This window comes from Candidatus Nitrosotalea sp. TS (assembly GCF_011319465.1).
GTDB lineage: Archaea > Thermoproteota > Nitrososphaeria > Nitrososphaerales > Nitrosopumilaceae > Nitrosotalea.
In genome coordinates this window covers 1-20,802 of sequence record NZ_RCMB01000011.1, presented here as the reverse complement: position 1 = coordinate 20,802, position 20,802 = coordinate 1, and the positions used below count along the sequence as shown (strand labels likewise).

Genomic DNA, 20,802 nt, shown 5'->3' with positions numbered 1-20,802 from the left:
ATGGATCTGCCAAAAATGACCAAAATTGTAAAATCTATAATACCAGTTTATGGATTATTCATAATTGCGGCTCCCAGATTCAAAATAAAATGATCTTGGTACCAAAAGTGAATAAATCGTCCATTATGCTTATATATCTAAATTCGTGCAAAAATTACAATAACTATGTACAACAATCTATTACGAAAAATAACTAGTCTATCACTATTATCGATCCTACTTCTGAGCAGCGCTGCATTTGCATTGCCAAACGCAATGCCAGCAGCACACGCTCAAGTAGCTTCGCATCCTAACTTGTTTGTCTCTGCTGAAAATTCTCAGTGGAACAATTACTTTGCAGGTCCACAAGTGGTTCAAGTAATCGTATCTGATCCAAACATCAATCAATTGAATCAAGCATACGGTGAACCCGTGGTAACTGTCAACGGTAAGAGACTGAGAATGGCACAGGGTACAGACGGCAACTGGTATGGATACTTTGCTGATAGAAATCAAGCTGAATTTGCAGGTAAGACTGCACCAGTATCTGGTCAAGGTCTAAACTTTGGTTACTTCTGTGGTCCAACATCTGACGCATCAGGATTAAGAACTGGTTTGTCTTATACAGACACCAAGGGCTTTACTGTTGCAAGAGATGTATTCAACGGTAGTACTTCTGCCACCACTATCACCATTTAGTTTGGCATCAGTTGGAACTCTTTCCAACTCTTGTACATTTAACAATGATGCAGGTGCAACAACAGGTATCACAGCAGAAAACGTGATCAGAGAGAACAAGACTCTGAGCAATGTAGGTTTAACTGGCACCAATATTGGCAACGGCTTTGCCGCATCTAAACAATATGCAGATGCATGGCCAATTATCCAGCTATATGATTTCTCAGCAATTCCAACTCCAGTAACAGTTGACTATGCAGCAGCAGGTGGCGACCAAGTCGTCAACCTGACTTTTGATAGAATTCCTAGTAACTTGATCAGTGTTACCACGGATAGGACAGCTTATCCAGAAAACACACAAGTGTTCTTGACAATGAACGACCCACAGCTTAACGTAGACCCAACAGAGGAAGACTCTTGGACTTGGGGTGCAAATACCACAAATAGTACATTGTACTATATGGCATTTGACAGGAACGACAATCAACGCGCAGATGGTATAAAAGATGTAACAAATACGTACCTGATGTCTTCAACGGAAGATGGCAGGTGCGCCAGCAGCTGCACCAGCTATGCAGAACTTGATTGGCAACCTGACACACTTCAACTTCAACCACAATGGACAGTTTACATTCAATCCAACAGCACAGTCTGTTAGAGTTGTAGACTTCCAGTCTAACGGCAAGCAAATCCTCAACAGCACTACAGACTCATCGTCTAACAGCAACAGAGGAAACCCAGCACACCTAAGAACCGAGTCAATCGGTGTAGACTCTGAGCCAATCACCTTCATCGAGCAAGGTGGTGTGGATACAGGCGTCTTTGGTAACTGGGACGGCGCACATGTGTCAAACATTGTAACACTAAGTCCAGCAGAAGAAACTTCTATTGGACAGTCAATTCGAGGCCAGTCTGCCACCTTCAACTATAATTCTCTTGGAGGTAGCATCGTAGGCGGCTTTGCATTTGGTAGTATAACAATGACCGCAACAAACGGCACTTGGCCATCAGGTACAAGAATTCCAGTCACACTAACCGATATGGATGAGAACAAAAACTCAAAAGTTACCGAACATCTCAACGATTATGGTAGTAATGTAGACAGAGTGTCAACAATGAAGATTGGAACTCCATTCTCATTGAACGCTGGCAAGGAGACTGCCGCACTAGCTGCAACAGCAGCAGGCGCACTTCAGGCCAACGGAACCACACTCTTTTCAATTACACCTAGCAAAGTTGCAACAGCAGCAGATAATGCTGTAGATGAGTCCTTTAGCAACAGACCCGTATTCTCGTTTACCAACGGCACTGTCGTTGATATCCAGAATACTGGTGCTCTAGTTGTTGACACGGGGGCTACCATGCAAACACTGTTGAACACTATCCACAACACCAACACGACCGGTACAACCGCAGCAACAAGGTTCCACGGATTTAACTTCGTGAACTTTGACCTGAGAGGATTTACCAGCCTGAACGGTGCAACTGGAACTGACCCAACAGCAGTGCAGGTATTCCTGGCATACAATAGTACTGGCGGCGCCATCATAAACAGTGGCGGAGTTCCAGTTCAAAACTTGCATGCCATCTCTATTGCAAACGCTACCAACCTAGAGTCATTTGTCAATACCAATGCGACAAATGCTACAGGCCAAATCTTTGATGAGAGAATATTTAGCATCCCTGCAACTGCACGCATTGGATTTGTGTTCCAGTTTACAACATCTGGCACAACACTTCCAGTGATTAGCAAGTCAGGTAGCACAGTAACAACTGCTGGAATCCCGGCAGTAGCTGATATCTTCTCAATCGGTATCATAGGAGACGGTACTAACAACAATCAGAGAATAAACAACGCCATCTACAGATGGGAGCTTGAAGAGACCGGTGACAACACTGGTGTATTCGCTGGAACAACACAGTTCCTTATGCTCAACCAGTTGAACCTTCTCAACCCAAGTACCTATGCTAATTTGAGAACCATCAACCATGATGTGTTATTTGTAGCCATCCAAGATATGCTCCAGTCTGAGGCAAGAGCACCACAGGTAACCTATTTAGATTTAGGTGCCGACGGTGTCAACACACAGATATCTGCACAGCAAGGATATCCCAACTCACTCTGGAACCGTATCATTTGACCAGAAGACATACAAGGTAGGAGACACTGTGACAGTTACAGTTAACGACCCAGACCTCAATACCAACAACGACCTCGTTGTAATCTATACCGCAGTAGCACCACCAATTTCTGGTGGAGCTATCGATGAGACCCAAATACCAGACGTAGCAACTGATACAATCGGTGCACGTGATCTTGGTACATATTCTGATGGCACAGCCATTGGAAGGCTCTTAGATATACAATTTGGTCAAGCAGATATTCAGATGGACTGATGCAAACATCGCCGGTGTTAATGCCTAATAAGGCAGCCTGCTTTGCTACAGAAAGCAATACAGGTACTGTACCAGGTGGATTTGCAACAAGTCTTTCAGCCTCAGGATTCTCACTAGTTGAGACTGCTGCAGGTTCAGGTATCTTCACAGGTACATTCGAAGTTCCAGATCATGTCTGCCAAGCAGGCACATCTGTAATAACCAACGGTCTGAACATCAAGGTCAACTATGTTGACTTTAGAGATGAATCAGGCAAATCGGTCGAAGTATCTGACAATGCTGGTATCAGAGGAAATACCGGTTCAGTAAAGTTGGACAAAGCAGTTTACCCAGTCCCATTCGGAGCACTGAATGTAGCAGGACTTGGTGGAGCTAACTTTGATACCTCTTCTGACTCAGGCAATATAGCAAAAGATGCTAGCCTGAACGGTATCTTCCCATTACACAGAGATCTATCAGGCTCAGGACTAATTCCATCTACTGGCGGACTCGTAGGCCAACAATTGACATTGCCAGCAGGCACTGTCCTTGTACACGCAAGAGTCAATGACCCAGACTATACACTAGCTGCATCAGGTACTAACTTTATTGCAAGCGGTGTATGGTATGCAAACTCGCATACAAATGTGAATAACGGTCCAGTAGCCTTCCAGATCACACGACAAGGTCAATCAGTATTGTTAGCAACAGCAGGTGGTCCAGCCATCAGAGGCGGTCACATCATTAACTTGAACAGCACTCAGCTCCCGGCTCAAAATTCAACAGTCTGGGCACATGTATCAGACCTCGGTCCTATGACTGAGATCTCACCAGGTGCTGGTATCTTCCAAGCTGACTTGCCAATTGAGTTAACTGATGGTCCAGCCGGCACAGACTGCCCTGCAGTAACAAACTGGGATCAGTCAATCAATGGAACCGCTAAGTTCACAACAGCCCAGACTCCAAACAATAATGCTGGTGGCACTGCCTCCAGTCATCAAGGTGGAAGATTCTGGACACCGGCTCCATCTGGAAGCAACTACTGTGTAAGACAAGGAGATGTACTCACTGTAACATACTTTGATACAAGTGACGCATCAGGTCAAACACAAACTGTCACAGACTCTGCAACATTTGACTTAAGAAACGGTGTACTACAGTCTGACAAGTCTGTCTACATCATAGGTTCAGACATGATCTTAACCTTGGTAGAACCAGACTTTAACCTAGACTCACAAACTGCTGAGACAGTACCACTTGATCTAATCGAGTGGGACTCGCACGCATACAAGGGTACCATGGGTCCATTGGCCGATAAAGCAGCGGCCAGGTTCGATCTTTGCATCCTTTGATGCCAAGCCCTCAACATTTGTAGAGACTGGTAAAGATACAGGCATCTTCCAATCAGTAATAAAGATCCCACAAAAACTGGGAACTACAATACTTGAGAGAGGAGAGCAAATCAACCTAGAATATACTGACTGGGGTCCAGCAGGAGCCAAGACAGTAGGTGCAAACAGCCAAGATATTGAGCTGACAATTTACACCTCCAACTTTGGCGCAACAGTTGAACTCGACCAGAAGGTATACACTTGGACTGATATGGTCTACATTACCGTAGTCGCACCAGATCACAACTTTGATCCAAACCTGATTGACACTATCGGAAACAATGGCGGAGAAGACCAGGTAATTGTCTCAACTAGAGGCAACCAGATCTTCTACAAGCTATCTGAAACCGGAGTAGACACAGGTATCTTCACTGGATATGTCATCCTCACCGGCGATAAGAACCTCAAGGGAATCGGCGGTGTTGATGGCGAAGGAACCGAACCAACAGGATTAATTGGAACCGGAGCCACTGGCTCTTGCAGCCAATCAACACCTTGTGGTCCAACAGATGGATTCCTCCCAGCAGAAGACTCTGACGGTGTATCAGTATCGTTTGAATTCACAAGAGATCAAACAGTTACTGGTTCAGCACTAATCAGATGGAACATCGGTGAAGTCTCATGGTTACAGGCAAGCTACCCAGCTAATGGTCAAGGAGTATTGCAGATCGTAGACCCAGACATGAACCTCAATCCAAAGGCAGTCGATAAATTCGACACCAACGTGTGGTCTGACTCTGATTCAGGTGGAATCAAACTCACCATGACAGAGACTGGCCAGGATACCGGTATCTTCCAAGGTACGGTATACTTTACAACCAACTTCCAGTCATCTGGTAACAGGTTGCACGTTTCACAAGGTGATACAGTAACAGGCGAGTACGATGATAGAACATTGCCTCCGCCATACACCACGGCTGATGATTTGCGCATGACCGCGACAACATTCATTGGTACAGTTGTGCCTCCACTCGAAAGAGCGCCGGCCAGCAACCCAAGAGTAGTTGACTCGTTTGGCAACGCAATCAACGGTACCGTAAAGACAGGCCAGCAAGTCCAAGTGACTGCTGATTTGGCTAACGGACAAAACACCGACCAGCCATTTGCATATCTTGTACAAATACAGGATAGCAACGGTGTGACAGTGTCACTCTCATGGATCACAGGTACACTATCTGCAGGTCAATCACTCAACCCGGCCCAGTCTTGGACTCCGTCAGCAGCTGGCTCATACACTGCTCAAATCTTTGTATGGCAGAGCATTGACAATCCAAACGCACTGTCGCCACCATTGAGTTTACCGATCACAGTACAGTAGACTAGAGAAACCAAAAACAACTAACTTTCCCCTTTTTCCTTTTTGTAAATTCCAGGTAACGCAAGTTATCGACCAGATTTTTGTTCTAATACAAAACTAATTTTGCCAAAAAACTACTGCAAGAATGATTCTATTTCAAGACAGTTTCATAGTTTATGCGATTTACTGCTTTGTTGACCACCTCTAATTGTTAGATCTAGCAAGATGCTCTTGCTACCCGCTCATGAATCTGTTATACATCTATGCCTTCCGTTGCAGCTCCTTTACCATGTTCTGCCGTTTATGCGCCATAACACGCTCTCCAAATATTCTTTTCAGTACGAAGAAAACTGTTCCACTATCCACTGCTTTCCGTAGATTACGCTGTCCTTCCAATAATGGCATAAATATTAGATCACACGACAGAACACGGGTTGTACGGGCACAAGTTAGAGCTATCTGTATTTCTTTTCGTTACTTTGCTATTTTCAATGATGTCAAATGTAACTATTGCACAAACTTCAGATGACAATAATTTTGGAGACGCTTCAACAATCACATCCTAACCTGCAAGGTTCTGGATATCTACAAATGATCTCAAATTCAGAAGGACACCTGCAGACTCTGCATATTCCAACAGATCAAATGATTTTCAATGTTGCCCCGATTTATGATGACAAGGGAAACCAAGTATCACTTTCATTGTCATTGAAGCCTGAACTCAGTAGCTTTTTACCAACAGGCAGGATTATTTGATAAACCAAAAAATACCGTATTCATCTATCCAAGTTTTACGCAAGCCGCGTATGGCCCACACGGATTCTATGACTACTACCGGAAACAATGCGACTCTAGCTGTCTTACAGTCCCAATACCTGATGGTGTACATGGTAGTCAGGCATCAAGCATAGTTAGCGCATGGATCCTAAAACTACTTGACTATCCCTATGTCATGGATCAAGATGTTGATAAAAATCCAGACATCTTAAAGCAGTACAAGCGAGTCATAGTCTTACACAACGAATACGTCACACAAAGAGAGTTTGATGCGATAACAAGCCATCCTCATGTTATCTTTCTTTATCCAAACGCACTTTATGCCAAAGTGACTGCAAATTATGACAATGGTACCATAACTCTCATCCACGGCCACGGTTATCCGGATGCCAGTGTAAAAAATGGGTTTGGCTGGAGTCCCAGACAATCAAAATATGAGTATAACGTAAAATGCAAAGACTGGAATTTTTATCACGAATCTAACTATACATTCCTCGACTGTTATCCAGAATACCATGTTCTTGTAAGCGAAGAGATGTTGCTATTGCTGCAAAAAGACGATCCAACAACATTGTCAGACGATATTGCAAACTGGCTAATGTATCCGCAGGATCAAAATGGTACCGAACAACTGCTTGATGATTTTGGTGTACAAGGAAGCAGCATGCCGTCTTGGGTTGAAAAGCCAGCACTCTGGCTTTCAAACGGTGAAATATCAAAGCGAAGTTTTGGTGATATGCTGCAGTATCTTGCCCAGCAGCAAATAATAAAATAAAAGTTTTACAGCAAAACAAAATCAACCGATCCAGAACTTAAAAACAAGACCGATCGCTGACAATCTTCAAAACGCTTAAATAGAAAGCGGGGTGCACGTCAAAACAGCAAATGAAAACTCTCATTGCTATTTCAATTATAACGATAATTGCTCTGGCCTTAATTCCCCAGATGTATGCGCATGCCCAGCTTGCACAGCAGACATCTGCAAAACAGTACATCAACCTAAGGGCAGAGGTATGGAACGAGTTCTTCAGAATGACAACTGCGGCATTTACAGTAGGTGCAATTGTTTCAGGTACAATGATCTGGCTTGTATGGAGATTTAGAGAATCAAATCCAAAGAACAAGAATCCTACAAAGTGGGAGCATCTTGAGGATCCAACATCTGGAAGCTACGAAGACGAGGGCGGTCATTAGATGGGTCACGATACAGCCGAGTGGGTCTTTGTTGCAATAGTTATCGCAGTTTTGTGTTATGTCGGTGTAGACTCCTGGATAGTCCAAAAGGCAGTAGAAGACGTTCCAGCTAACGCAGAAGTTATCAAAGTAACAGGCCAGCAGTGGTTCTGGAGCTTTGAGCATGCAGACGGAACAAAGGAGATTAGCACTTTACATGTAAAGAAGGGACATGCATATGTCTTTGAGATCTATTCAAGAGATGTAATGCATTCATTTAACATTCCAGACTGGGTGGTCTTCGAAGATGCAGTCCCAGGCCACGTAAACCATGCATGGTTTGCACCAGATACAGCAGGAACATATCCTATACAGTGCAGGGAGTATTGCGGTCTTTTGCACTATAACATGAGGGGATCGCTTGTAGTGGAGGATGATAACGCCACTTGAAAATAACCAAAAACATTTTATGTACATTGGAAACATTTGAAAAGATAGAGGTAGTAGCATGGTACTAGAACTTCAAAAGCCACGACCTGTGTGGCAGATAATGTTTTCAACACACCACACTGATGTAGGTTATCTCTATCTGGTATTTGGTATCATATTCTTGTTTATGGGGGGAGTGCTTGCCATGATAATTAGAACACACTTGTTCTTCCCAGGCCAAGGCGTTCTAATTTCTGATTCGGCAACATTTAACAGAATATTTACAGTTCATGGTCTTACAATGCTCTTCCTGTTTGCACTTCCGGTTGCAAACGGTATTGGCAACATCTTGGTTCCAATCATGGTCAGATACAAAGACATGGCGTATCCAAAACTCAATGCAATCGCATTTTGGATGAATCCTGTCGGTGCCGCACTGCTCTGGCTTGGATTTGCAGATACTACTTGGGTATCATATGCTCCATATTCTATAATCAGGGCACCAGGACCTGCTGCAGACATGTTCATCTTTGGCATGAAAATTCTTGGTGTATCGTCAATTTTATCATCAATTAATTTCGTTGTAACAATTCTCAAATGCAAACACCCAGACCTTCCATTAAGAAGAGTCCCACTGTTTGCATGGTCCATGTTCACAGTTTCCCTTATGACAATTATTGCAATGCCAACATATGCAGCGGCACTAATCATGATGTTAACAGACAGACTTGGACTCTCAGGTTTCTTCAATCCATTTGCAGGAGGAGACCCAATTGCATACTTGCACTTGTTCTGGTTCACATTCCATCCTGAGGTGTACATCTTCCTGTTGCCGGCAATTGGAATGATGTATGAAATCATACCTCGCTTTTCAAGAAAGCCGTTATACAGTCAGGCTTCAGGTGTCTTTGCATTTGTCATGCTTGGCATCATTGGCTTTGCCTCTTGGGGACATCACATGTACTCAACTGGAATGGACTTTACAACCAAAGTAGTCTTTATGATAGGTACTCTAGCTGCAGTTCCTGCATCTGGAATGCACGTCTTTAACTTCCTTGCAACAATGTGGGGAGGCAGAATCAGATTTGCAGCTCCAATGAAATTTGCAGTTGGTGGAATTGCATTATTCTTCTCTGCAGGTGCAGGCGGTGTGCTCAACTCTGCAATGCCATTAGACTTTATCACTCACGGAACCTACTGGGTAGTAGGCCACATGCACTTGTTCCTTATTGGAACAATTGGATTTGGATTTGTAGGCATGATATACTACATGTTCCCATACGTCACAGGTAGAATGTACAACGAAAAGTTGGCAAGCGCTCACTTTGTGCTAATGTTCTGGGGAACTGTTCAGACGTTCTTTACACAACACTTGCTTGGCCTTGAAGGAATGCCAAGAAGAGTCTATGACTATCCGCCAGAGTTCTCATCGTGGACAACACTGAACCAGATTTCTACCATAGGAGCATGGATGATTGGAGCAAGCTTTGCAATATTCTTGGCATCATTGATATACTATTCTGCAAAAGGCAAGCCGGCAAACATGGACGACCCATGGGGAATTGGCGGCAAGTATTACTATCCTGTAGCAGCAAAGAATCCACACGGCGGCCACTCGGGATACTGATATGAGTAATAGTGACCATCCTGATACTATATACAGGACATCCCCTAGAAGAGTTGGAAAGATGCTTGCAATTATTATCGGCATCCAGATAATTGGAGGCATTATATTTTTCACGCATTATGATTATTGGAACTCTTACCTGCCAAATGCAGGTAAACTTCAAGAACAACAGATGGAAAACGAAACTGCACAGTCTTCCAGCAGTGGTCCATCATCTACTCAAGGAACATTTACAGGAAAAGAGATTGACGTCTCACTAAAATTTGTAGAGTCGCCTGACTTTTCAAAGTATGGCTTTAACGCACCAAAGGGCTCTGCAGGATCTGATCCAGAGATTGACGCAAAGGTTGGCGATAAAATAGTATTTTCTGTAACAAACGGCGGCAAGTCATTTCACGCATTTGCAATTACTGCATCAACAAGCGGTCCAGGACCTGCAATTGATGGCACAACAATTGCAACTGCTGACAGTCCAATGAAGCCAGGACAAAGCGGCACTGTTAGCTTTGTTCCAGCATCTGCAGGAACTTACTACTACATCTGCGCAGTTCCAGGTCATAGAGAACTTGGCATGGAAGGCAAGATAGTTGTAGGGGGAGGAAGCGGTGGATCCAGCATCCCAGCAGGAACTGGCGGCACTGCATCTGCAAACGGAAACAAAGAATCATTCTCACTTGCTTTTGAAGTTAGCTCTGACTTTTCAAAATATGGCTTTAACGGAACAGGAGGCACAGGAACCAATCCGGACATCACTGTACACTCTGGTGATACAGTTACAATTCATGTAACCAACCCAAGCAAGGTATTTCACGCATTTGGCATTGTAACAGATCCAAACAACCCAAGCGGAGTTGTCTGGAATGCAGCATACAAGACTGCAGACAGTCCAATGAAGCCAGGAGATAGCGGCGATGTAACATTTGTTGCAGGCACTCCGGGATTATACCATTACATCTGTACTGTCCCAGGACACGCGGCACTTGGAATGGACGGACACTTTATCGTAGAAAAGTAAATGTATTTCAAGTATCTTGCACTTGCTTCACTTGTAATTCTTTATTGTCTAATGTTCATTGGAGGATATCTGGAATCAAGTGGACAGGGGCTTGAGTGTCCTGAATGGCCACTATGTCCAAGTGGATTTTTGCCCTCTGCACAATATCTTACAGAATGGATTCATAGATTAATTGCAGCAATAACTGGTGCCATGATAATAGCTACTGCAGTTGCAAGCTGGAAGGTTGCAGGCTCTCACAAGAACCTTAGAATCACTGGAACACTTGCAGCAGTCTTTGTAGCATCGCAGATAGTGCTTGGCGCAATTGTGATCAACACACAACTCAAGGCAACAATAGTTGCAATTCACAACGGCATTGGAATATTGTTGTTTGCAATGACTCTGCTTACCGCACTCTATGCGTTCAAACTACCGCGCAGTGCTACCATAGAGACTAGTGCCTAGATTTTGTTCGAAATATTTTTGCAAATCATCAAGCCTTAGGTTTTTCCTTTTTTTTCTTATTTGTAATTATTACCCATACAAGCAAGACAAAGCACGCTATGCCTCCTGCCGAGATGATATACTGGAACAGTGGGCCAAACACGTCAAGCACGCTGATATTGTAAATAAACGTCAATGGCTGTCCGCCAGGCCCTACATCGTAGAGATCAACGAACATGATATGGTTCCCAGATTCATGAAATATGTAGCTGGTAGACCACTCCCCGCCTTTGAAGTCCTGCACTGGAATTGTCGACACTAGCTCATTGTTGTAGTAAATTCTAACTCCCATCCTAAAGTGATCGACCTCGCTTAGCTTGGTGTTAAATGAATTGAGCAGGTTAGAAGCAGACTGATAATTTAGAATTCGAAAACTTAGCTTGAAAGGCTGGTTTGCAGACGGGATCTCAGGATCTGTTGCTACCTGTACTTCATAATTTCCTATGGATTCGTCACCCGAGTTTAGATTTTCATGAGCGCCTGCATAGTGTATCATTGGAGAGAGAACTAGCAGTAAGGAAAACATGGCAACTGGAAATCGAAAGTTAACCATATCCTTTTACTGGCCGCTTTCTTTAATATAATATTAGATCTTCATAGCCACAAAGATGCAAATCAGTATCTGATAAAAAATGCCCAAGTTATTCCTACAGCTCTTACGATCGTTGGAAATTAACAAAAGCTTTAAATCAAGTTGGAAAAGATTGCCCACTGTATGACTCATGTCAGCAAATCAATTGACATCAAAGAAAAGACCGTGAATGTTTTTACATATTTCGCAAGGCCAGAGCACATTTCTGACCAGTTCGAAGAGCGAGTAGGAATGACAGTAGTTCCTATGGATGTAAAAGCAGGAATGGGCGTAGGTACAACCTTTAGAGTAATAGGTGACTTTGATGGCAAGAGACTAGAGTGGGACTGTGAGACAACAGAATTTGTACAAGAACAAAAGATCGCCGCTAAAATGATCAAGGGACCATTCAAAGCGTGGAATATTTCAGTCGAGTTCAAGGAACTAGGTGAGAAATCAACCCGTGTTACCATGACAGTAGACTATGAAATGCCATTTGGTCCTCTAGGCGGAATTCTCAACAAGATCAAGTTTGCAAAGACAGCTGAGAAGGGAATGGAAACTGCCTTGTACAAAGTTAGAGGATTATTGGAAGGTAACGGTTCAATTCCAGTATACATCACACTTGATGCATACCGAAAACTCTTGGAAGAAAAAGAGAAAATGAACAATGCTCCAGTTTCTACAGTATTGACAAAAATACTAGAAAAATATTCTCAAATCGAGACAGTCAAAAACTAAATTACTTTATTTTTCAACTCAAGTTTAAAGGTTTTATCGAGCTTGATGGTTTACGCCTTCAAACTCAACTTGCTTCCATCCACTCGAAGGATTACTGGCATTGCCTTACCCAGGTTCCCCTTCATTGCTTCAACTGAAAGCCCACTAGGATTGCAAAACCTTTGCAACTCCTTGTAAGATATGTTCATGGCAACTACAATATCCCTGTCCATTGTTCTCTTACGACTGATGCACCACAATTGACAATGTTGGTACCGGCCCTCTTGGATTCTACTCCCGTATATTGGATACAGTATGTTGGTGCGTACTGGTGATACAAATCTCGCCTGGATTCCTTCCCATTCTGATTTGTATCGTATTTGTCTTTGCGACTCATAGAAAGGCCAAGAGTTCATCATCACTCTGCGTTTATTTCCTTGACCGTTCCTTTTCTGTAGAGTTTTCTGATTCCCTTGATATCTTCCAATACAATAAGAGAACAAGATTTTTTTGCTTTACTTACAATATCTTTTGAGACTCGATTTAGGAATTGTTTTATTCTTCTTGCTCTTCTATCGCCTAATTTTGAATAGATTTTTTGCCTTATCCTATGATCATTGCGTTTGAATGACGATGTTACTTTTTTGGTTCGATACGTGATCTTTGGAAGGTCTTCCATATTATACATTATTACTTTATCATAGTTTCCTGCCGTAACATTTCGCAGATTTCTGTCTATTCCAATGGTATTATTACATTTAATCTCCTCAACTTCCTTTTGTATTCCAAGACTGATTGAATCAGATGTGATTACAAACGACTTGACCTTGAGTGACTTGTCTGTAGAAATTGCATTGTGTATGATGATTCAGTATAATATGGATGTAGTTTCTATCTCCTACTGGGATTGAAAGCAGCATCCGTTTATCTTAAAGCCGTAACGTGAGACAAGATATGGTTTTTGTACGTATGGGGATTTTGGAGTCTGGCCTTCTCTTATTGAACGCTTCATTTGGGCTAGTTTGCCACAGGCCTGTGACATGGCAGAAGCTTGTATTTTGACTGGATATCATATTTTATGAGATCATGGTAGTGATTTAATGAAATTTTTTCAGTGCTGATACATTGTTATCAAGACCTATTCTGATGCATTCGTTTACCATTTGTCGAAATGTTTCATCATGGAACAAAGTTCTTGGGTTGGTGTAAACTGCTGTCTTATTGCTTTGTATACTAACAAGATGTCAGTTCTACCCAAGTCACATAATAAATCAGAATGTTATTTCACAATAACTTTAGCTCTTGATCTTTTCTTGAATCGTTAATTTTACAGAATCAGTTTAAATAACGACATTAGCGTTTGCTATTTTGCGGGTCTATGGCTCAGCCAGGTAGAGCGAGGGACTCTTATGATCATTTCGGAGACATCCCTATGTCGTGGGTTCAAATCCCACTAGACCCGCTAGATTTCATATTTATACATAAAGATTCAATGAATTCCAAAATACTCTTAATTATGTATCTGATATTAATTACTCTAGGTGGAATAATTTGAAAAATATTATTATCTTTGGACTGGGTGGATTTGCCGAGATTGTGTATATGTATTTTAAACAAAATCCATCGTTTAATGTTGTTGCTTTTACTGCAAATGAATCTGCTATCAAAGAAAATGACTTGTTTGGTCTTCCAGTAGTTCCATTTGAAAATATTGAAACTGTTTATCCACCAACAAAATTTCAAATGTTTATCGCAATAGGGTATTCTAATATGAATAAAAAAAGAGCTAGAGTATTTGATGAAGCAAAAAGTAAAGGATATGAATTAACAAGTTACATACATTCTTCTACTATTATCAACGATGGCTTTGTAATGGGAGAAAACTGTTTCATTTTTGAAAATAATGTTTTACAGCCTTATGTGACATTGGGAAACAATGTGGTAATTTGGACAGGAAATGTAATCAGTCATCATACCGTGATAAAAGATCACTGTTTTATTATATCTCATGTTGCTATCGCTGGAAATGTGGTTGTTGAACCCTTTTGCTTTCTTGGTATAAACTCTACTGTTAGAAACAGAATAACAATAGCACGTGAATGTGTCATTGGTGCAGGTGCGGTAATATTAGAAAATACAAAAGAAAAAGAAGTGTATGTTTCACGGTCAACTACAAAACTAGACATAACTAGTGATATGCTGAAAAATTTGTAAGTTGACTCTGTATATCTTTCTCAGTCATGATGTAGATTGGAGAAAACAAGGGGCCCCTATAGAACATATTTTGGCCAGAAAAGACAGATTTGATGACGAAGCCATAAAAAACATTCACATCAAAAATCCATACTATAACATACCTGAAATCATGTCATTAGAAGAAAAATTTGGTGTTCGAACTACATTTTTCTTTAGAACTATCTATGAAAATGGAAGTTATCTGGATTATGAAGATGATATACAATCACTGATAAAAAACGGATGGGAAATTGGACTGCATTCTGATCCTTCTTCTGTTGAAAATATAGACAAGCTTAAAGAAGAAAAGACATTGCTTGAAAATCTGACCAAACAAAAAGTGTTGGCAAATCGCGTTCATTATTTAAAATCTAATTCTGAACTTCCTCATAAATTACAAAGTCTAGGTTTTGTGTATGACTCTTCTATCAAAAAGTTTAGAGACACAATCGAACTCGATGATATGAATTACTACAAGATAGACAAGCTAATAGAATTTCCTATAACGATAATGGATGCATATTTGTTTACCTATATGAAAATAGATGAAAATGACATTATTGGTACATTTGCTCGTATGTTAAAGATGGGAAACGAAGCAAGTCTGAATAATGATTTTAATATTGTATCTATTCTATGGCATGATAACGTATTGAAGATGAAAGGTGGAAGAATGTATGAGAAGATACTAGAGTATCTTACATCTCAAGAAAATGTCAAGATTGTTAGAGGAATCGATCTGGCAGAAATTGTAAATGCAGTCCGCTAGAATTCTTCATGGAGCCTGAAATGAACTATATGGTTGCGAATCCCACTAGACCCGCTGATTCTTAATTCTATCTGTTACTACATAATAGATTAGTTCCTATTATCTCTACCATAGAGATTCTTGTGATCATCCAAGTCAATTAGTTGCACTAAATTTTGTTCAGGATAGTAAATGTAAAGCAGGCTGTGGCTTTTTGTTATATGAATGGTATGGCAATTTCTATAAATCCCATGTTTTCGTTCTCCAATAATTCTTGGATCCTGTGTTATTTTCAACTCTTCCAAAACCCGAAAATATCCTTCAATTACAGCTTTATCTGACTTGAATTTCTTTAATTTTTTATCTATTGTATTGTCACGTGCTTCTACCCTATGCAAGTTTTTATTCTTCTAAAACTTGTTTAACATGCTTGATATATTCATCGAAATTGTCATATTTGACTAATTTCTCTTTCCCAGTTGCTATGTTATCTAATGTTTTTTCCACTTTCGAGCTTAGATCTGTTCTTGGCAGTTTTTTCGTAGCCTTCTTTGAAAGATCATAGTCATTTGCATCAATTACAGGTCTTTTCTTCTCTGCCTTCTGCATGATTTAGTAATGTACCAACTTCTTATTATTGGTATTCTTGGTGTCATTATGTATGCTAGTACGAATGCATACGTAAACACATGCTCTAGGCGGAACCCAAAACGAACTACATGGTTGCGAATCTCGCCATACCAGCTGATTTTATAATATATCGCAGTCAAAAACTAAATCTTTTTTGTGAGAATTCTCTAAAGGTTTACGTACAAGAATTGCCAAATTGTATCTAATGAAACCGCTTTTCTATTTGTGTACAATTCCACTTTTACTTGTCATGCTGGTAACCACATTGCATGTCTTGCCTGCAAATGCACAGGTTGAGGGCAGCGCAATTCAGCAGATACAACAAAACGGAATACTGATGCAGTTTAGCTACTATCCGTCAAGCCCTGTCATCAACGGTTACACAAATCTTACATTTAATGTCATAAACACAACAACTGGCAAGCCACTGCAAAATTTTATCGCCTCAGTAACAGTCAGTAACGTTGTAAACTTTACCGGTGGAAGTGGCTACTATAATTTCAGCGGCATAAATGTACCAAATGGAAATTTGTCTGTAAGCTATGCATTTCCAAATGACGGACTCTTTCCAGTGTTTTTGCGCGTAAACTATCCTTCTGCAATTTATGGACCAAACAGTCCAATTGCCATTGGCGAGTTCAAGGTCTTTGTGCCTGTACAAAATGCAATTCCAAATAACGATAACACCTTCATCTATGTCGGCATAGCAATTGCCGCAGCAGGTGCAGGTACTGGTATAGTGATAATGCAAAAAAGAAAACCCAAAACCGTCTAGTGTGAGCACTGGCAGTCTAGGAGCCTTGTATCAAAGGTACAGTCGTGCGGACCTTCTGACTTGGCATCTGTTGGGATCTTTTGCATGCATTCGTCATGGCGGCCTTTTTTGCAAAACCAACAAATGAGTGCGGGATTCTCAATGTCCATGCAAAATCCCCTAAAATACAGTAACATCTCCTGGTGCAGGAGAATGATTGTTTACGTCCTTGTGAAATTCCACAAATTCCCTGTGGTCTGCTTCTTGATGCATTCTCAGCTCTTCCAAACTTGCAAACACATTGCTGCAAATGTAGCATTTTGGCTTGTGTTGGTCTACCATTGAGAGTACCATGAAATAATATTCTGTGCAGGCGTAATTGAACCTTTCACGGTATCATCAGATGGGGGTGAGCCAGTCTGTGAATCTTTCGTCGTTTCCTCTTGATGCCTCATGGAACAACTCCTGAAGCTTGCGTGTAATCTGGCCTACCTTGCCGTCACCTACTGGAACATTGTCAATCTCTGTAACAGATTTTACCTCTGCAGCAGTACCTGTCATGAAGACTTCATCTGTAGTATACAGCTCGTCTCTGTCGATATCTCTTTGAACTATAGTCGATTCCCTCCGATCTTGCTATCTTGATTACACTGTCCCTTGTTATTCCATCCAAGATTCCTGCATTCAATGGAGGAGTAGCTATCTCTCCTTTGTTTACTGTGAAAATGTTTTCAGCACTTCCCTCTGAAACTTTTCCATAATAATTTAACATTATTGCCTCATCGTATCCATCCTTTAGCGCCTCCACTCTTGCAAGTGCAGCATTTGCATAGTTTGACGCAGCCTTTGCCTGCATTGGCTGTGACCTGGAATCAATTCTCAACCAACTTGAAACTTTGCATCTTGCACCGCGAACCTTTCCAGCACTTGACTCGCCAGTATTCCACTCCCAGCATGCTATTGCAACATCTATCTTGTTGGGTGTTGGTGTTAGGCCAAGAACACCATAGCTATAGTATGCGATTGGTCTGATGTAGCACTCTTTTAGCCCGCTTGCAAGCACTGTCTTGATGATACCATCTGAGATCACTTTTTTTGAATATGGAACTTTCATGGAATAGATCTTTGCAGACTTGAACAGCCTGTCAACATGTTCCTGTAACCTAAAGATTGCAGGACCCTTTGTTGTCTTGTAGCACCTGATTCCCTCAAAGACTGCAGTGGAATAGTGTAACGCATGGGTAAGAACGTGTACCTTTGCGTTCTTGAACGGAACAAGTTTGCCGTTCATCCATATCTTGCCCTGCTCTTTCATATGATTGGGTAAAGTTTTGGTAATTTAAGAATTGATCTAGATTTTGCAGGTGGCAAGATCTTGGTTTTCTTTAAATGTAGTAAGATGGCTCTGTACCATATGAGCTATGTCACATCATTTGCAGCAGCTGCCCTGCTAATCATAGGTCTTGCTGGAAACGGGTTTGAGATGAGAAAGGCACGTCTTGGTACCATGCGAGACGAGAATATGGCTCCAAAGAACATGTTTTTGGACAGGAGGAACTTTAAGTGGTTCGCATGCATAGGGGCTGCCCTCGTACTGATGGCTATAGGCAATGTCCATACTTGATCTATATAGATCAACTCTAAATATTTCTTCTACGTACTATAGTTAGCGCGTGTTTTGGGTAACGCCGGGCTGATTCTAGATAAAAGGCCCAAGAACAAACCCACTTTGACTTCTACAGGTATAGGCTTGTAGAGGCCAAATGTTTTCTGAGTTTTTGATTTTCTGCAAAATGGTACAAGATATATCGGTATCATGTATCACAGGCATCGTATGGTAGCACGAAAAGCAGGCAAGCACATGAGAAAGGCAGACCAAAGGGCTGCACGCAGAAAGAAGAAAAAGTAAAAAATTTTCTGATTAATCGTTTCTCTGTATAATTACACAAATTTTATTTTTGATCTTTCCGCATGAACGGCACAAATTGCCCGCTCTATGTTGTTGCCGCTGTCTTCTGTAACTATGATTATGCGTGATGTCTCTTCTTGTGCATCCATGTTGAGGATGTTAAGGCCAGCTTCGCCAACCCTTGAGCTTGCCTTTGATGCAATCTGCTGTACGCGCCACATCTCGTCTCCAATCAACGTGATTACCCCCCTGTTGTATGTAATAGAGGCCAACGGGTCAAAGCCCAGGACATATCTCTCATTGCGCTTTACATAGTCCCCGTCCAAGAAGAGAATTCTTGTAAACTCGATATCATCTTTTGTAAATGGAGACAGCACAACAAACTCGCTGTACCTCTTTACTTTGTCAAGCGATTCAAAAAGATTCTGGGACGATTCGCTTTCCATTCGAAGTATGGCGCAGTTTTTCTTTCCTGTTACTATCTTTAGCGGATGGCCGTTCTTGTCGCCAGGGCTTCGCTCTATTGTTGTAACTTTGGCGGGATTTCCCATGTCAGTTATTGTAATTGGCATGTCTACCCCGTTTTCCACTATCTCCTTTATTGCAATGGGATCTAAAATCTTCATTCCAAACATGCCTGCAATTCGTGCCTCGTTGTATGAGAGATGCGTTATGTATTCTAGTTCCTCCTTTACGACACGCGGATCTGCTGACAATACTGCACTGTCTTTTTCAAAATCAATTCTGGTATTGTACTTTTTACTAAACAAAATTCCAAGATCGGCAGCAGTCCTGTCAGAGCCCCCTCTCTCATAGGTAGTCTCAAGACCACTGGTGGTCTTTCCGATAAATCCCCCCATGGATAGCACATCATTTTTCTCAAGCATAGACTCCATTGCACCCAAATTCTCAGACGACTGCGTAGCAAGAAAGTTGGCAGACTCGTATATTTTCATCAGTAATGATAGGCCACATGTCAAAACTTACAACATCTGATTTTATGCCAGCGCTTTTTAGAACATGGCTCATTACATTAGACATTAGTATCTCCCAGAATATGCAAGAACTCTTGCCCGCGTCTCGTTTGCAAATTCCTTTTTCTGCAGCGCCTCTCCAAGAGATATTGACGCTTTTTCCAAGAATGATTCGATTGTCTTTTTGCACTCGTCTTGAAATTTTCCATCTACAAGTGAGAGTATCTTAAGATACGGCTTGCGCAGCTCGTCAACATCTGTGCTCTGGCCCTTCTCCGTCTTTCTGCCAAGCTCAAGGGCAATGTCTGTCAGTGATCTTTGCTTGTTATCATATGTCGTAAGGGGAGCCGAAAAAACTGCAATTACTTTGGAGTCTTTTTTTAACTCGTTAATTCTTTTAATTATTGTAGGTATTAGTACGCCGTCAATTCCTACTGCACTTCCTCCAAACTTTGCTACAATGAGATTCTGCAAAACTTGATTACATCTGTCTGTACCTTCTATAAAGTTTGAGCAAGTGGCACCAGCACATGAGATAGTGTAGTGACAAGCCAGATCATTTGTACGCATGCCTTAAAAGGAAAAACTTGGCAATTGCTTCCATGACTGGGTGTCTTCTGTGAGCATAGAACATGGTGAGCTCTTCAAAGACAAGAACACAAATCACATACTCCAGTACCTGCCTGAAATGGGACTGGTTCACAACGAAGAGCTTTGCAAGGAAATAACAGGCTGCATTGACTTTCAAAAAAATAACTAGCACAAAAATTTTCTAATCAAATCTGCAGCCACTTTACTGCCCTGAAAATGCAGGGGGCTTCTTTTTTCATTCATCTTCTCAGGAATTAATTTTTCCAATCGGAAGATGTCTTCATAGGAATATCCGACATCTCTTGCATTCTCTTCTTGCTCAAAATGCCCCTTGATCGGGATGAATATTCCAGGCGTGCCATAGTGCCTTGATTCATCTATGGTAGACTTTTCCTGCAAGCGATATTACCAAGTCTGATGCAAATATTATTTCATGCAGGTT

Annotated in this window: 27 protein-coding genes, 1 tRNA gene and 2 pseudogenes; 20 read left to right on the top strand and 10 right to left on the bottom strand. The window is 41.6% G+C overall.

Annotated elements, in window-relative coordinates:
* The first annotated feature begins 165 nt into the window (after positions 1-165).
* The 13 genes from DYY67_RS10915 (at position 166) to DYY67_RS05595 (ending at position 11,189) form a co-directional block, all read left to right on the top strand.
* Positions 166-678, top strand: a complete 513-nt coding sequence (locus tag DYY67_RS10915) for a hypothetical protein (RefSeq protein ID WP_255492876.1) — start codon at positions 166-168, stop codon at positions 676-678.
* Position 679: 1 nt separating this feature from the next.
* The gene (locus tag DYY67_RS10910; RefSeq protein ID WP_255492875.1) at positions 680-1,315 is read left to right on the top strand and encodes a hypothetical protein; all 636 of its coding nucleotides are present in this window, start codon (positions 680-682) and stop codon (positions 1,313-1,315) included.
* Entirely contained in the window at positions 1,200-2,798 is a 1,599-nt protein-coding gene (locus DYY67_RS10905; protein WP_255492874.1) for a hypothetical protein, read from the top strand. The genes DYY67_RS10910 and DYY67_RS10905 overlap by 116 nt, the downstream gene beginning before the upstream one ends.
* The gene (locus tag DYY67_RS10900; protein WP_255492872.1) at positions 2,734-3,054 is read left to right on the top strand and encodes a hypothetical protein; all 321 of its coding nucleotides are present in this window, start codon (positions 2,734-2,736) and stop codon (positions 3,052-3,054) included. Before DYY67_RS10905 ends, DYY67_RS10900 begins: the two co-directional genes overlap by 65 nt.
* Before the next feature lie 20 nt (positions 3,055-3,074).
* Positions 3,075-4,385, top strand: a complete 1,311-nt coding sequence (locus tag DYY67_RS10895; RefSeq protein WP_255492871.1) for a hypothetical protein — start codon at positions 3,075-3,077, stop codon at positions 4,383-4,385.
* Positions 4,386-4,635: 250 nt separating this feature from the next.
* Positions 4,636-5,742, top strand: coding sequence for a hypothetical protein (locus tag DYY67_RS10890; RefSeq protein ID WP_255492870.1), 1,107 nt, complete (start codon positions 4,636-4,638; stop codon positions 5,740-5,742).
* A gap of 489 nt (positions 5,743-6,231) precedes the next feature.
* Entirely contained in the window at positions 6,232-6,477 is a 246-nt protein-coding gene (locus DYY67_RS05625; protein WP_166391505.1) for a hypothetical protein, read from the top strand.
* Positions 6,478-6,673: 196 nt separating this feature from the next.
* Positions 6,674-7,273 (top strand): hypothetical protein, encoded by a 600-nt coding sequence (locus DYY67_RS05620; protein ID WP_166391503.1) that lies wholly within the window; start codon positions 6,674-6,676, stop codon positions 7,271-7,273.
* Between the two features lie 110 nt (positions 7,274-7,383).
* Positions 7,384-7,692: a hypothetical protein gene (locus tag DYY67_RS05615; protein ID WP_255492868.1), complete on the top strand. Its 309-nt coding sequence runs from the start codon at positions 7,384-7,386 to the stop codon at positions 7,690-7,692.
* A complete protein-coding gene (locus DYY67_RS05610; protein WP_166391501.1) occupies positions 7,693-8,121 on the top strand; it encodes a cupredoxin domain-containing protein in 429 nt (142 codons plus the stop codon).
* Between the two features lie 58 nt (positions 8,122-8,179).
* The gene (locus tag DYY67_RS05605; RefSeq protein ID WP_166391499.1) at positions 8,180-9,727 is read left to right on the top strand and encodes a cytochrome c oxidase subunit I; all 1,548 of its coding nucleotides are present in this window, start codon (positions 8,180-8,182) and stop codon (positions 9,725-9,727) included.
* A gap of 1 nt (position 9,728) precedes the next feature.
* Positions 9,729-10,742 (top strand): plastocyanin/azurin family copper-binding protein, encoded by a 1,014-nt coding sequence (locus DYY67_RS05600; RefSeq protein WP_166391497.1) that lies wholly within the window; start codon positions 9,729-9,731, stop codon positions 10,740-10,742.
* On the top strand, positions 10,743-11,189 hold the full coding sequence (locus tag DYY67_RS05595) for a COX15/CtaA family protein (protein WP_166391495.1): 447 nt from the start codon (positions 10,743-10,745) through the stop codon (positions 11,187-11,189).
* 28 nt (positions 11,190-11,217) lie between these two features.
* On the opposite strand, the gene DYY67_RS05590 is transcribed toward DYY67_RS05595, so the two are convergent.
* Positions 11,218-11,781, bottom strand: coding sequence for a hypothetical protein (locus DYY67_RS05590; protein ID WP_166391493.1), 564 nt, complete (start codon positions 11,779-11,781; stop codon positions 11,218-11,220).
* Between the two features lie 162 nt (positions 11,782-11,943).
* Here DYY67_RS05590 and DYY67_RS05585 point away from each other — a divergent pair, with 162 nt between their 5' ends.
* Complete coding sequence (locus tag DYY67_RS05585) at positions 11,944-12,540, top strand: SRPBCC family protein (RefSeq protein ID WP_166391491.1); 597 nt, start codon at positions 11,944-11,946, stop codon at positions 12,538-12,540.
* Between the two features lie 50 nt (positions 12,541-12,590).
* Here DYY67_RS05585 and DYY67_RS05580 read toward each other — a convergent pair whose 3' ends face one another.
* The 3 genes from DYY67_RS05580 to DYY67_RS05570 all read right to left on the bottom strand — a co-directional run bounded on the left by DYY67_RS05580 (position 12,591) and on the right by DYY67_RS05570 (position 13,561).
* Entirely contained in the window at positions 12,591-12,935 is a 345-nt protein-coding gene (locus tag DYY67_RS05580) for a transposase (protein ID WP_255492881.1), read from the bottom strand.
* Positions 12,936-12,937: 2 nt separating this feature from the next.
* The gene (locus DYY67_RS05575) at positions 12,938-13,198 is read right to left on the bottom strand and encodes a hypothetical protein (protein WP_166391487.1); all 261 of its coding nucleotides are present in this window, start codon (positions 13,196-13,198) and stop codon (positions 12,938-12,940) included.
* Positions 13,199-13,417: 219 nt separating this feature from the next.
* Positions 13,418-13,561, bottom strand: coding sequence for a hypothetical protein (locus tag DYY67_RS05570; protein WP_166391485.1), 144 nt, complete (start codon positions 13,559-13,561; stop codon positions 13,418-13,420).
* A gap of 330 nt (positions 13,562-13,891) precedes the next feature.
* Here DYY67_RS05570 and DYY67_RS05565 point away from each other — a divergent pair.
* From DYY67_RS05565 to DYY67_RS05555, 3 genes are all read left to right on the top strand, one after another.
* Positions 13,892-13,981, top strand: a tRNA-Lys gene (locus DYY67_RS05565).
* Positions 13,982-14,070: 89 nt separating this feature from the next.
* Positions 14,071-14,733, top strand: coding sequence for an acetyltransferase (locus DYY67_RS05560; protein ID WP_166391483.1), 663 nt, complete (start codon positions 14,071-14,073; stop codon positions 14,731-14,733).
* 70 nt (positions 14,734-14,803) lie between these two features.
* On the top strand, positions 14,804-15,523 hold the full coding sequence (locus DYY67_RS05555; RefSeq protein WP_166391481.1) for a hypothetical protein: 720 nt from the start codon (positions 14,804-14,806) through the stop codon (positions 15,521-15,523).
* Positions 15,524-15,612: 89 nt separating this feature from the next.
* Here DYY67_RS05555 and DYY67_RS05550 read toward each other — a convergent pair whose 3' ends face one another.
* Positions 15,613-15,900, bottom strand: coding sequence for a hypothetical protein (locus DYY67_RS05550; RefSeq protein ID WP_166391479.1), 288 nt, complete (start codon positions 15,898-15,900; stop codon positions 15,613-15,615).
* A 4-nt stretch (positions 15,901-15,904) separates the two neighbouring features.
* Positions 15,905-16,111 (bottom strand): hypothetical protein, encoded by a 207-nt coding sequence (locus tag DYY67_RS05545; protein WP_166391477.1) that lies wholly within the window; start codon positions 16,109-16,111, stop codon positions 15,905-15,907.
* Positions 16,112-16,337: 226 nt separating this feature from the next.
* Between DYY67_RS05545 and DYY67_RS05540 the strand changes: the two genes are divergently transcribed.
* On the top strand, positions 16,338-16,907 hold the full coding sequence (locus tag DYY67_RS05540; RefSeq protein WP_166391475.1) for a hypothetical protein: 570 nt from the start codon (positions 16,338-16,340) through the stop codon (positions 16,905-16,907).
* Positions 16,908-17,066: 159 nt separating this feature from the next.
* On the opposite strand, the gene DYY67_RS05535 is transcribed toward DYY67_RS05540, so the two are convergent.
* Entirely contained in the window at positions 17,067-17,240 is a 174-nt protein-coding gene (locus DYY67_RS05535; RefSeq protein ID WP_166391473.1) for a hypothetical protein, read from the bottom strand.
* A gap of 45 nt (positions 17,241-17,285) precedes the next feature.
* Positions 17,286-18,201 (bottom strand): annotated as a pseudogene (locus DYY67_RS05530) (branched-chain amino acid transaminase).
* A gap of 99 nt (positions 18,202-18,300) precedes the next feature.
* Here DYY67_RS05530 and DYY67_RS05525 point away from each other — a divergent pair.
* Positions 18,301-18,510 (top strand): hypothetical protein, encoded by a 210-nt coding sequence (locus tag DYY67_RS05525; protein WP_166391471.1) that lies wholly within the window; start codon positions 18,301-18,303, stop codon positions 18,508-18,510.
* Positions 18,511-18,827: 317 nt separating this feature from the next.
* Here DYY67_RS05525 and DYY67_RS05520 read toward each other — a convergent pair.
* Positions 18,828-20,243: pseudogene (locus DYY67_RS05520) on the bottom strand (amino acid kinase family protein).
* Positions 20,244-20,388: 145 nt separating this feature from the next.
* Here DYY67_RS05520 and DYY67_RS05515 point away from each other — a divergent pair.
* A complete protein-coding gene (locus tag DYY67_RS05515) occupies positions 20,389-20,529 on the top strand; it encodes a hypothetical protein (protein WP_166391469.1) in 141 nt (46 codons plus the stop codon).
* On the opposite strand, the gene DYY67_RS05510 is transcribed toward DYY67_RS05515, so the two are convergent.
* Complete coding sequence (locus DYY67_RS05510) at positions 20,526-20,759, bottom strand: hypothetical protein (protein WP_178084795.1); 234 nt, start codon at positions 20,757-20,759, stop codon at positions 20,526-20,528. The genes DYY67_RS05515 and DYY67_RS05510 overlap by 4 nt on opposite strands.
* Between the last annotated feature and the right edge of the window lie 43 nt (positions 20,760-20,802).